General features: G+C 52.8%; 11 protein-coding genes. 6 read left to right on the plus strand and 5 right to left on the minus strand.

Features of this window, described 5'->3' with window-relative positions:
- Positions 1-248: 248 nt before the first annotated feature.
- On the plus strand, positions 249-656 hold the full coding sequence (locus DW083_RS17415; RefSeq protein WP_115498386.1) for a PaaI family thioesterase: 408 nt from the start codon (positions 249-251) through the stop codon (positions 654-656).
- 9 nt (positions 657-665) lie between these two features.
- Here the strand turns inward: DW083_RS17415 and DW083_RS17420 are convergent, their stop codons facing one another.
- From DW083_RS17420 to DW083_RS17430, 3 genes are all read right to left on the minus strand, one after another.
- Positions 666-926, minus strand: coding sequence for a hypothetical protein (locus DW083_RS17420; protein WP_115498388.1), 261 nt, complete (start codon positions 924-926; stop codon positions 666-668).
- Between the two features lie 83 nt (positions 927-1,009).
- The gene (locus DW083_RS17425; protein ID WP_122333266.1) at positions 1,010-3,433 is read right to left on the minus strand and encodes an ABC transporter permease; all 2,424 of its coding nucleotides are present in this window, start codon (positions 3,431-3,433) and stop codon (positions 1,010-1,012) included.
- Between the two features lie 13 nt (positions 3,434-3,446).
- On the minus strand, positions 3,447-4,694 hold the full coding sequence (locus DW083_RS17430) for an efflux RND transporter periplasmic adaptor subunit (RefSeq protein WP_122333271.1): 1,248 nt from the start codon (positions 4,692-4,694) through the stop codon (positions 3,447-3,449).
- A gap of 526 nt (positions 4,695-5,220) precedes the next feature.
- On the opposite strand from DW083_RS17430, the gene DW083_RS17435 reads away from it, so the two are divergent.
- Positions 5,221-6,555: a sigma-54 dependent transcriptional regulator gene (locus tag DW083_RS17435; RefSeq protein ID WP_122333272.1), complete on the plus strand. Its 1,335-nt coding sequence runs from the start codon at positions 5,221-5,223 to the stop codon at positions 6,553-6,555.
- Between the two features lie 14 nt (positions 6,556-6,569).
- A complete protein-coding gene (locus DW083_RS17440) occupies positions 6,570-7,628 on the plus strand; it encodes a PAS domain-containing sensor histidine kinase (protein ID WP_122333267.1) in 1,059 nt (352 codons plus the stop codon).
- 1 nt (position 7,629) lies between these two features.
- Here the strand turns inward: DW083_RS17440 and DW083_RS17445 are convergent, their stop codons facing one another.
- Both DW083_RS17445 and DW083_RS17450 read right to left on the minus strand, forming a co-directional pair.
- The gene (locus DW083_RS17445; protein ID WP_122333268.1) at positions 7,630-8,526 is read right to left on the minus strand and encodes a DUF3108 domain-containing protein; all 897 of its coding nucleotides are present in this window, start codon (positions 8,524-8,526) and stop codon (positions 7,630-7,632) included.
- Positions 8,465-10,378 (minus strand): Ig-like domain-containing protein, encoded by a 1,914-nt coding sequence (locus DW083_RS17450; RefSeq protein WP_122333269.1) that lies wholly within the window; start codon positions 10,376-10,378, stop codon positions 8,465-8,467. Before DW083_RS17450 ends, DW083_RS17445 begins: the two co-directional genes overlap by 62 nt.
- A gap of 131 nt (positions 10,379-10,509) precedes the next feature.
- Between DW083_RS17450 and DW083_RS22145 the strand changes: the two genes are divergently transcribed.
- The 3 genes from DW083_RS22145 to DW083_RS17460 are packed head-to-tail and all read left to right on the plus strand — an operon-like array spanning position 10,510 to position 11,361.
- Positions 10,510-10,686 carry a hypothetical protein gene (locus tag DW083_RS22145; protein WP_158582130.1) on the plus strand — a complete coding sequence of 59 codons (177 nt, stop codon included), beginning with the start codon at positions 10,510-10,512 and terminating at the stop codon, positions 10,684-10,686.
- Positions 10,661-10,942, plus strand: a complete 282-nt coding sequence (locus tag DW083_RS23085) for a hypothetical protein (RefSeq protein WP_122333270.1) — start codon at positions 10,661-10,663, stop codon at positions 10,940-10,942. The genes DW083_RS22145 and DW083_RS23085 overlap by 26 nt, the downstream gene beginning before the upstream one ends.
- Positions 10,943-10,980: 38 nt before the next feature.
- On the plus strand, positions 10,981-11,361 hold the full coding sequence (locus DW083_RS17460) for a hypothetical protein (protein WP_122333273.1): 381 nt from the start codon (positions 10,981-10,983) through the stop codon (positions 11,359-11,361).
- Positions 11,362-11,383 lie beyond the last annotated feature (22 nt).

Raw genomic sequence — 11,383 nt, forward strand, 5'->3', positions numbered from 1 at the left:
CTGTGTCACAATGTATCGCCCTTACAGGGCTCGAAGATAGGAGGTGGTCCTATTTAAACCCAAGGCTCACGCCTTGGGCTATAATCTGTCGCCCTTACAGGGCTTTGGGCCGGGTTTGGGACCACCCCTACGAGGCCGTTATCCTGACATCGTTAAATCATCATTTGCAAGTGGATATGGCTGGTTATTTTGCGATCCCGCGTCGGAGCGCGGGAACGAGGTAGTTCATTATTTCTTATACTATAATTATGACAATAAACGAATTTCTTCAAGGCGACAAGTTCGCCCTATTGGCCGGTGTAGAACTGTTGGAAACCGGTAATGGTTATGCGAAAGCCCGGATGGAAATAAAACCGGAACATCTGAACGGTGGCGGAGTATGCCAGGGCGGAGCGATCTTCACTCTTGCCGATCTTGCTTTTGCCGCCGCGACGAACAGCCATGCACGGCTGACGCTCTCGATCACTTCCAGCATCAACTTCTTCAAAGCCGAAAGCAAAGGCTTCCTCTATGCCGAAGCCCGCGAAGCTTTCAGTCACAAACGGCTTGCAAACTGCGAAGTACGCATCACCAACGAAGCCGGCGACCTCATCGCCACCTTCAACGGAACGGGTTACAGAAAGGATACGGAGTTGCCGTTTGCGGCGATAGAATAAGGTTTACATTTATTTCCACCATGATTCTACTTCGTTAAGCATATCTTCATGGCTGATATAACGTCCCTCCTTATCTGCCTTTTCGGCTTCATCCAACCGCTCATTCACCTCTTCGAGCGTATAAGCGCAAGGACGATGCTGTCCGGCGGCAGAATTCTTCAACCGCTTATAAGCTGATTCCAGGCGGCTCATCAGTTCGTCGTTGTCGATCGTATTGATGATATCCTGTATCAGGTTCAGTTTGCGTGCCTGCAATTCCAACTGCGTCATAATGAATGTCCTTTCTTTGTTATTGATACACGACAAATGTACGCTATTGCCGTCAGATAAGCAAATAGCGTACATTCTTTTATTTACTCGTAGCGCAAAGAGCGGGCAGGCTTGCTGAAGATAGTTTTGGCGGTCTGCCAACCGATGGTCAATAAAGAGATCACACACAACAGAATCACCGGGACGACAAAGAACCAGGCCTTCCAATCCGTACGGAACGAGTAATGGCTCAGCCAACCGCTCATGATCAGCCACGAAAGCGGAAGGGCGATCACGATCGCAATGGCAATCAAGAGGAAGAACTCGCGTCCTAACTCATAGAACAGTTGCATATTGGAAGCGCCCAGGACCTTCCTTATCCCCATTTCCCGCGTACGGGTCGAACAGGAGAACATGACCAGCACGCCTAACCCCATGCAAGAGATAAAGATCGCCAATATCGCAAATAACGCCACGATCAGCCCGAACACCTCATCCTGCCGGTATTGCTGGTCGAAGAACTGGTCGAGGAAGAAGTAATCATAGCTGGAATCCGGGAAATAACGCTCCCACACCGCCTCCGTCTGCTTCACCAGATCGCGCGGACTACCGCTCTCCAGGACAACCGAGATATAACGCTGCTTCATCCAACTCAGCTTCTCGTGCAGGGCGAACAAGATGGGCGTATAGTCTTTGTTCAGGGATTGCTGGTGGTAATCCTTCACCACCCCGATAATTTGCATCGGGCGGTCGACCGTCTCGACAGACAGGCGTTGTCCCAAAGCGGCATCCGGCGAGTCGAAACCTAATGTGCGGACCGCCGATTCGTTCAGGACGATATTATAGACATCTCCCCCGTAATCCTCCGAGAACCCCCGTCCGGCCACAAACTTCAGGCCGTAAGCATTCAGGAAATACTCGTCGCAGCTCAGCATCTCTAACAGGCGCGTCTGCTTCGTCACATCGCTCTCGCGGACGATGGAAAGGAAATCCGCCACCTCCGTCCCGGGCACCGCGCCGGAAACCGTAACCGCCTTCACGGAAGGCAACAAGGCGACCTCCTTCTTGAATGCCTGCAACTTCATCGCTAACTCCTCGCATTGCGCCGGGAATTTAAGGACAAGCGTCTGGTTCACGCGCACGCCTAAAGAGGCGTTCCGCATATATTGCAATTGCGCATAGACGATCAGCGTCCCGCAAAGCAAGACTAAGGAAGCCGTATATTGCAACACGACCAGCACTTTGCGGGTTATAGCCGCCCCCCGCGTATGCGTGAATTTCCCTTTCAGCAGGCGCATCGGCTTCACCCCCGACAGCACCGTCGCCGGATAAAAACCCGACAGGAACACCCCGACCGCAAAGATCAGCAACAAATATCCCCCCAACGGCGTCGTAAACCAAACGGAGAAACTCAAAGCGCGTCCCGTCAGATGGTTGAAAGCCGGCATCAACGCCTCCATCAATCCCGCCGCTAAGACGAAAGCAATCCCGTTCGTCAGCAACGATTCAAACAGGAACTGACCGATGATCTGCCTGCGGCTCGCCCCCGAAGCGCGGCGTATCCCGATCTCCCTGGCGCGCTCCATCGAGCGAGCAACCGTCATATTGATATAATTGATCCAGGCGATGCAAAGGATGGCAAGCGCCGTGCAGATCAGTACCCAGATGGAAGAGCGGTTTCCCTTCACCTCCGGCTCGTAGGCCTTCTGGGGGTTCAGGTGGATGTCGCGAAGGTTGACCAGCTGGATCGCCCAAGTCTTGTTCTTCAGCGCCTCTTCCGTCTTATATTTCTCCGCCATGGCGGGAAATTCCTGCTCCACCTGCTCTTTCTTCCCGGCAGACTTCAGCAAGACGTAGGAATAGACCTCGTGCCGGTACCAATAGTCGTCCAGCCACTTCGGAAGCGTCTTGTAAGAAATCAGGAGATTATAACGGATATGCGTGTTCACCGGCATATCTTCCATGATGCCCGTCACCTCGCAAGCCTCCTCCCCGATGTTGCTGCGGAAGATCAGTATCTTCCCGATCGGGTTCTTTCCCTTGAAGTATTTCCGGGCGATGCGTTCGGTAATCACCACCTTGTTCGGCCCGTCCAGACAGGTGTTCCTGTCCCCTTTCAGCAGCTTGAAGTCGAAGAAATTGAAGAAGTTAGCCTCCGCATATCCGATGCCGGTCTCCCGGTACAGCAGCTCGTTATATTTCACCACCTGCTCGGGGAAGTACTGGCTGCCGACACGGGTATAATCTTCCACGGCGCTCAGGTTCTGCTTCATCGCCGGAGCATATCCGGAGGAAGAAGAAGCCCAGTCGTCCGTCAGCTCCCCGTTCTCGTAGAAACGCGCCTCGACACGGAAGATGCGCTCCTGCCGGTCGTGCATATCGTCGTAGCTATACTCGAAAGCCACATAGGTCAGGATCAGCAGGGCGGCCGCCATACCGATCGCCAGCCCCGCTATATTGATGGCGCTGAATCCTTTCTTCTTCGCCAGGCTGCGCCGGGCACTGTTCCAATAGTTTGATACTACCATATTCGCAAATATATCATTTTAGTATTAGTTTCTCGTTATCCCCAAACAAGTCATAGCCGGAAATAATCACCCGTTCACCCGGTTGCAGCCCTTCCACCACCTCATAATATTGCGGGTTCTGGCGACCGATGCGGACAGGGCGGCGGCGGGCCGTCTTGCCTTCCTCGTCGACCACATACATATACTCGCCGCCGCTTGCCTGGTAGAAACTGCCGCGGGGGACGATCACCGCCTGCACCGGGTCGCCCAATTGCAGGTTCAGGTGATAGGTTTGTCCGGCACGGATATTCTCCGGCCGGCCGGAGACAAAATGCAGGTCGGTACGAAACTGCCCTTCACGCACTTCCGGGTAGACTTTCGTGACCGTCATATCATACGTCCTGCCCTCGCGTTCGAAGTTAGCGGGAAGGTCGGGCAGGATGCGTTCCACGTAATGCTCGTCGATCTTCGCCTCGACCTTCAGTTCGGGCGTGATGACCTGTCCGATCCGCTCTCCCTGGGCGATAGACTGCCCGATCTGGGCTTCGAGGTTGCCCAACTGCCCGTCCACGGGCGCTTTCACCTTCAGGTTCTCCAGTCGTTCACGCACTAAGGCGAGGCTCTTCTTCATATTCCGGATGTTCTCGTCCAGGCTCTTCAGCTGGCTGCTACGGAAAAGGGCGTCCTGTTCGATCCGTTCGTCCACGACGGCGAGCTGTCCGCGGGCAGTCTCGTAGTCTTCACGCGCCTGCAGGAACTCTTCGCGGGCGATGAGGCCCTCCTCACACAGCCGCCCGTACTGTTTGAACCGGCGTTCCTTCCGCGTCAATTCCTTGCTCAGTTCGATGCGCTCCTGCTTCAGCCGGAGGTGTTCCTGTTCCATGCTGAGGCGTGTGTTACGAAGTTCGTTCTCCTGGTAGGCGAGGTCTGCTTCGCTTTGCAGGATACCGATATTCAGGAGCGGATTACTAAGGCGCAGGATGATGTCGCCCGCCTTGACCTGCGTCCCTTCTTCGATGAGGCGTTCCTCCACACGGCCGCCTTCAATCGCGTCGAGATAGATGATACGGTCCGGCAAGACCTGCCCGATAACGCGGATATAATCGTTAAACTCACCCTTCTGCACGGCGGCAACCGTGAGGCGTTCCTTGTCCACCGTCAGCGAAGAAGAGGTGTCGCGAAAGATGAACCAGAGCAGGCAGAGCAGCACGAAACTCCCTCCTGCAACGGCATATATATGTTTCTTCTTAAAGCGGGACTTGCGCTCGATGCGGATGTCCATATTACTGTCTGTCGTCATACAAGAAGGGATGCAAACGGCATGCCAGAAACGTAGCGCACGGATAATCAGCAGGATAAGAGAGGACCTCCCCGCCAACCGTCCAAAATTTTGACACCTATCCGTCCAACTATTTGACACTGCCCTTCTCTTTCCGCCTGCCTGTCTGCCCGGCACCGCCTGCCGTCCTGTTTTCAACAATGTCCCATGAAAAAGCAGAAGAACAGGCACCTGATTCCCACAAACGCCGTCTCAATCCTTGTCCGACCCGGGTCAGACAGCTGTTCGACGAGGGTGGGACAGCTGTCCGACGGAGGTCAAACAACTGTTCGACCGGGTCGAACAAGGATTACATGGGACACGATTCCTTTTAGATGGGAACAAAACCATTATTTCCTCCCATGTAACTGAAATCTGGACGGCAGCCGGCGGCGGCCAACCGCAGAATAATCCCCTGAAAGTGTCAAATATTTTGACGCTTGCTTGCAAGGTATTCCGGAAGCGGATAACTTTACAGGAAAAAGAGACTATGCAAGCCGGAACAATCCTGATAGTAGACGACAACAAGAGCGTGCTGACCTCCCTCGAACTGCTCCTGGAAGACGAGTTCGAGCAGGTGGAGACTGCCTCGAACCCGAACAGCATCCTGTCGGTTCTGGACAGCAGGCCGGTCGACCTTGTCTTGTTGGATATGAACTTCTCCGCCGGCGTCAATACCGGTAACGAAGGGCTTTTCTGGCTTCGCCGGATACAGGAGATCGCGCCGGGGCTGCCCGTCATCATGCTGACCGCCTACGGAGACGTCGAACTGGCGGTAAAGGCGTTGAAAAGCGGGGCTGCCGATTTCGTGCTCAAGCCCTGGGACAATGACAACCTGCTGGAAAAGATACGCGCCGCCTTGCAGGGACGGCAGTCCGGACAACCGCTGCCGCCTCCGAAGCGGCCGAGCGAACCGGCGATGATTATCGGCCATTCCCCGGTCATGATGAAGCTCATCAAGGTCGTGACCAAAGTGGCCAAGACGGATGCAAACGTCCTGATCACCGGCGAGAACGGAACAGGGAAAGAGATGTTGGCACGCGAGATACACCGCCTCTCGCTCCGCAGCCGCCACGAAATGGTCCATGTGGATATGGGAGCCGTCAGCGAATCGCTGTTCGAAAGCGAACTGTTCGGGCATGAGCGGGGCGCATTCACCGACGCACGGGAAAGCCGGGCGGGCAAGTTCGAAGCGGCACACGGGAGCACGCTCTTCCTCGACGAGATCGGAAACCTGCCGTTGGGATTGCAGGCCAAGCTGTTAGCTGCCTTGCAGAACCGCGAGATCACCCGACTGGGGAGCAACCGGAAGATTCCGGTCGACATCCGCCTGATCGCCGCCACGAACCGGAACTTGCCGGAAATGGTCACGCACTCGCTCTTCCGCGAAGACCTGTTCTACCGCATCAACACGATACAGATCGAAATCCCGCCCTTGCGCAACCGGCGGGAAGACATCGCGCTTTTCGCCGACTATTTCCTGAAGAAATACACCGCCCTTTATAAACGGACGGGGATCAGCCTGCATCCGCAAGCGGTGGAGAAGTTGACGAACTACGACTGGCCGGGCAATATCCGCGAGCTGCAACATACGATCGAGAAGGCGGTGATCCTGGCCGAAAAGAATGTGATACGCGCCTCCGACCTCTTCATCCGTCCCGGCAAGGCGGTTTCCTTCAGCGAAGCGCCTAATCTCGGCGAAGTGGAACGGCAGGCGATCCTGGCCGCCATCACCCAGAACGAGGGAAATCTGACAGCCGCCGCCGAACAGTTGGGGGTGAGCCGGCAGACGCTATATAATAAGATGAAACGCTTCAACCTCTGATCCCCCCGACCGATATGTTCAGCATCCGCCTTTACATACGTATTTTGTTGCAAGTCGTTGCCATCGTCGTGGTGGCCGGGTTAGGCGCGGCAGGCATCGTGACGGGACGGGCGGTCATACTCGGCGTCGTGGCGCTCTTTATCGCCGCCTGGATGATCAGCTATCTCGTCTACTATCTCAATGTTTACAACCGGAGGATACAACTCTTCCTGGATGCGATAGAAGACAACGAGTCCATGCTCTACTTCCCCGAAAACATCGGCAGCCGCGAACAACGCCGCCTGCATGCCGCTTTCAACCGCATACACAAGCTGATGACCGAGAACAAACGGAAAGAGTTCGACCGCGAACTGCACCGGAAGGAATATGAATCGTGGGACAGGCTGATGCGCGTCCTGACGCACGAGATCATGAACTCTATCGCTCCGATCGTCTCGCTTTCCGGCACGCTCCTCTCCTATTTCCGGACAAAAGAATCCGTCAAAAGCAGCGAGGAGATCACCGACACGACGGTCCGCAAGACCGTCCGCGGACTCGACACGATCAAGAGCCAGGGGGAAAGCCTGATACATTTCACCGAGTCGTACCGGCAATTCGCCCACCTGAAGAAACCGGAACCCAAACCGTTCTCCCTCACCCGCCTGCTCCAAAACCTGCAAACCCTGCACCAACCGGATATGCAACGGCAACAGATCCGCTTCTCCCTCGACCTTTTCCAGCCGGAGATAACGGTTTATGCGGATGAAGAACAGCTTTCACAGGTATTGATCAACCTGCTGAAGAACGCCATGCAAGCCCTCGAAGGGCAGGAAGACGGACATATCCGCATCCAGGTAAAGCAGCAAAAGAACGAGTTGGAAATACGGGTGACGGACAACGGGCCGGGCATCCCCTCGGACCTGCAGGACGACATCTTCGTCCCTTTCTTCACGACCAAAGCAACGGGAAGCGGCATCGGCCTCAGCCTCTCCCGCCAGATCGTACGGATGCACGGCGGAGAACTGTCTGTCGTCTCGCAACCTTACGCGGAAACGTGTTTCACGATTGCTTTACCCACAAAGCCACGCGGGTAACTTAATATTGTTCCCTTCTCTTTATCTCTACCCGCGAAGTCAGCGGATAGCGCAAGCCTTTGGAGGACTTATAGTAGACCTCGGCGGCACCGATCTTCAGCTTGGCGCGTATCTTAATGGGGATATGGTTCTCATCGTCGCCGATCCAGATTTCGGCAGCTTCCTTGCTCTGGGTAAAGGCATCGTCGTAGATGTCGATGTAGAAATGGCGGGTACGGTATTTCAGCGTCTCGGTCCGCTCGACAATCTGCTGTCCGGTGTAACGGAAACTGATATTGATGCGGTCCCGGCCGATCGCCACCTGGAAGGGGAAAGTGTCGCCCGTCTTCATCGTATGCCAGTCTAAGGAGCGCAGGAACATCGTCGCGCCCAGCATATCGAACATATAAGGGTCTTCCGAAACCAGCATCGTGTCGATCTTCGTGCGGGAAGGCGTATAGCGGTGGGAATGGGCGAATATCTTTTTGTTGTCGTACGAGAAACGAATATCGTCGATCAGGTAATAGTCATTCTCGTTCACGCGTTTCTCACTGCGGAGCAGCAGCATATCGGAAGAGAAATGGCAATCGAGCGTGTCACGCATCTTGTAGAGCTTCTCGATAATACCGGATGTAGCGAAAAGAAGGCGGTAGTGGTAGGAAGGCTTTCCTTCGTATTCCGCATCCTGGATGGAAAGAGTGGCATGGCCTGCACGGGGCATCAGGAGTCCCCACTTGAAGTACAGCTCATACTGCACCTTCTCTCCGGGACTGAACCGTTCCCTGACAGGAATCGTCTGCGCTTCCGTCACGGCGGCAAACAACAAAAGCAAAAGCACCAGCCACAGGCAGGCTACTTTAGAACGGCATTCCCATATTGCCGCCGCTATTATTCCTTGACGATGATTGTTGACTTTCATCTTTGTAGTTTCTTTTCTTCTTGGTTACTTCTTTAGGCTTATTCTTCGTTATCTCAAGAGGTTTCTGCTTGGCTAACGGGGTCGAGGTGACATTCCAGGTCTCTTCCACCTGCCAGTTCTGCATGATCTCGTACATCTTGGGTGAATAATACACCTTCTCGGGTTGCCGCTTTTCGGCATAATTACCGGTATCCCAGACACCGTTATCATTCGTGTCGATGATGATGCGGGCATAATATTTATCGGGCTTCAGGTCCATAAAGAGGACACCGCCGTCTTTTACCTTCGCCTTGCGGACCGGGGCATCTCCCGAACTCAGCAACTCGACAAAGGCAGTTGTGTCCACACCGACGATATTGAGATAGAAATGGCCGTACTCATCTTCTTTCTTGATCTTAAACTCGCTGGTGAAGAAGTTGTTCCATTTGCCGTAAAGGCTGGTGATAGCAGCCGAGTCCACTTCTATGCGATATTCCTCCCCGTACTTCCAGGGACGTTTGATAAAGAAGTTCAGGCTGTTCGTCGTATCGGGGAAGAACTCGAAATCGACGGCATTCCAAACGGTATCGACCTTCTGGTCGAGGAAGAACATATCTTCGTTGATATCCAGCACCGGTTCGGAGAACGTAACGGATATCGTATCGAACAGATTCATCGAGCCGGAAGCGTTCACCTGCATTCCGAGGAAATCGATCGGTTCGGGCTCGTCTTTCTTCTTCTTTTTCTTTTCTGCCGGGCGGCGACGCATGACTACTTGCACGGTGTCGGTCTGCGGACGGAGGATATTCAGGGAATCGCTTTTCGGATAAGAGACCTGCACCTGCAGCGTGTCCTGCTTCCAGACAGTCGAATCGGCCAGCCAATAGTTGACAGCCAAGCCGCCTTCCGTCTGCTGGACGAAATACCAGGCGCTGTCTTCCGGAGTAAAGTTGATGGGGACGGGCACCGGAACGGTATCCAACTTCGAGTTGAAGCGGAGCGTGAAGTATTTCTCGTCCGGACGTTCCGGCTTCACCATATACTGGCGCTCAAACTTCTCCTTAAAGAGGCGGAGTTCGATGTTATCCGGCATGAAGCGGGTATAGCCGACCGTACGGATCGTATCGATCGTCAGACTGTCCTTCCAGGCGGTATCCTGCCGGGAGGTCAGCTCAAAGGTTGGAACGATAACGGAGTCTAAAAAGGCGATATCTTCGCCGGGCTGGTCGAACTTATAGTCGCGGTTGACATCGTTCAGGGCAAAGATATGATACGTGCCGGGGGCGATGTTGCGGATCGTGAACTGCCCCTTGTCGTTCGTGCGTGAAGTGCGGTCGAAAGGCAATTTGACAAAGGCCGAATCTTCGAGGTTGCTATGCAGACCGATCGTAATGCCGGGCATCGGCTCGAGGTTTTCCGCGTTCAGAAGCACGCCGGATACTTCGAGCGTGTCGATCACATCACCGGTGGAAAAGGCGAACGAGAAGTTTTCGTAAACGTTCTTCTCGTTGTTATCAGCGATAGAGTTCGTGAAGTCGATCGTATAAGTGGTGTTCTCCTTCAGCGTATCTTTCAGTTCGATCACCGCCTTCTTACCGGCAGAACGGATGATCGGCAGTTCCATTTGGGGAGGCGTGATAATCACGTTTTCCGAAGGTTTGTCGATTTGTATCAGTTCGTCAAACAGGATCTCGATCTTCTTCCCCTTGTAATTAACCTGGTTCGGAACAGGCGTGCTGCTCACGAACTTAGGCGGGTCCTCGTCGTAAGGCCCCCCGTTCGGACTACCGATATTGGCACACGAATAGATGACAACCAGCAACAGCATTCCATACAACAAGCGGAATGAATTTCGTATATATTTATTATCCATTTATGTCTATTTCAAATGCATTTGACAAACACGCGCAAAAATAGGGAAAAATCCGGTGAAAATTAGCGATATATAGAGTTATTAATCTATCTTTGCATCTATAAGATACTAAATCAACAACATATTAAGATATGCAGAACACAACAACATACCAAAACGAACATCCCGTCCAGACCTTATCAAGAGAGGAACGCCTAAAACTCGAATTCGAGAGGGACTGGGAAAACGGACTGACTGTAGAAGAGTTCCGTAAACTAATGAAAGAAGAGATAAGAAAACGCTATGCAAAATATAAACCGGCGAAATAATGTCCTGATTCCTGTTAGCATAAAAGAATACTTGCTGGATTTAACTGACACATTACTTGAAAAAGACTATTATTCTAATGTAGAATATGCAGATATGCTTGTAGACGATATACTTGATTTCGTCTATACAATACCTGAAATTCCCCATTACAGACTTTCACCCATTACCCAAAAACGTTTTAACCGTTATGGCAAAGACTTGTATTATGTATTCTTCCGGCGCAAAACCAGCTCACCCGATATTTCTTGGGGGTAGTTCTTTTACATTTTCCTTACAATGCTTACATTTGTCTCATGACAGATCCGACATTATTATCATTAGCGCAAATAGTTCTTCCCTGCGAAGTACTCGAGTCATTCGATATAGTCAAGGTAGAAAGTAATGAGACCGAGATTCACATCCATCTCGATGAGAAGTTGTATGAGACCTTACGTAAAGATGTTCACTTCGAATCCAAAGGTTTTATCCCGGCAGTATCCATCACAGATTTCCCAATCCGTGACCACAAGGTAATCCTTCTGTTCCGGCGTCGTAAGTGGATTGACACTCGCACCGGCAAGAGTTTCATTTTGCCCCTAAAAATAGCTGCCGAAGGTACCCGCTACTCGCAGGAGTTTGCGTCTTTTTTAAAAGAGACATATGGACACATCCCCGGTGACCTGCCGTACACTTGATGATTTTTATCACATTGACGCA

The organism is Parabacteroides sp. AF48-14 (assembly GCF_003477465.1).
Classification (GTDB): Bacteria; Bacteroidota; Bacteroidia; order Bacteroidales; family Tannerellaceae; genus Parabacteroides; species Parabacteroides acidifaciens.

Bases quoted from the DNA above. Each gene is read 5' to 3' on its own strand.
- DW083_RS22145 (WP_158582130.1), top strand. From the start codon at position 10,510: ATGCAGAACACAACAACATACCAAAACGAACATCCCGTCCAGACCTTA.
- DW083_RS17435 (WP_122333272.1), top strand. From the start codon at position 5,221: ATGCAAGCCGGAACAATCCTGATAGTAGACGACAACAAGAGCGTGCTG.
- DW083_RS17440 (WP_122333267.1), top strand. From the start codon at position 6,570: ATGTTCAGCATCCGCCTTTACATACGTATTTTGTTGCAAGTCGTTGCC.
- DW083_RS17415 (WP_115498386.1), top strand. From the start codon at position 249: ATGACAATAAACGAATTTCTTCAAGGCGACAAGTTCGCCCTATTGGCC.
- DW083_RS17450 (WP_122333269.1), bottom strand. From the start codon at position 10,378: ATGGATAATAAATATATACGAAATTCATTCCGCTTGTTGTATGGAATG.
- DW083_RS17430 (WP_122333271.1), bottom strand. From the start codon at position 4,694: ATGGACATCCGCATCGAGCGCAAGTCCCGCTTTAAGAAGAAACATATA.
- DW083_RS17420 (WP_115498388.1), bottom strand. From the start codon at position 926: ATGACGCAGTTGGAATTGCAGGCACGCAAACTGAACCTGATACAGGAT.
- DW083_RS17425 (WP_122333266.1), bottom strand. From the start codon at position 3,433: ATGGTAGTATCAAACTATTGGAACAGTGCCCGGCGCAGCCTGGCGAAG.
- DW083_RS17460 (WP_122333273.1), top strand. From the start codon at position 10,981: ATGACAGATCCGACATTATTATCATTAGCGCAAATAGTTCTTCCCTGC.
- DW083_RS23085 (WP_122333270.1), top strand. From the start codon at position 10,661: ATGCAAAATATAAACCGGCGAAATAATGTCCTGATTCCTGTTAGCATA.
- DW083_RS17445 (WP_122333268.1), bottom strand. From the start codon at position 8,526: ATGAAAGTCAACAATCATCGTCAAGGAATAATAGCGGCGGCAATATGG.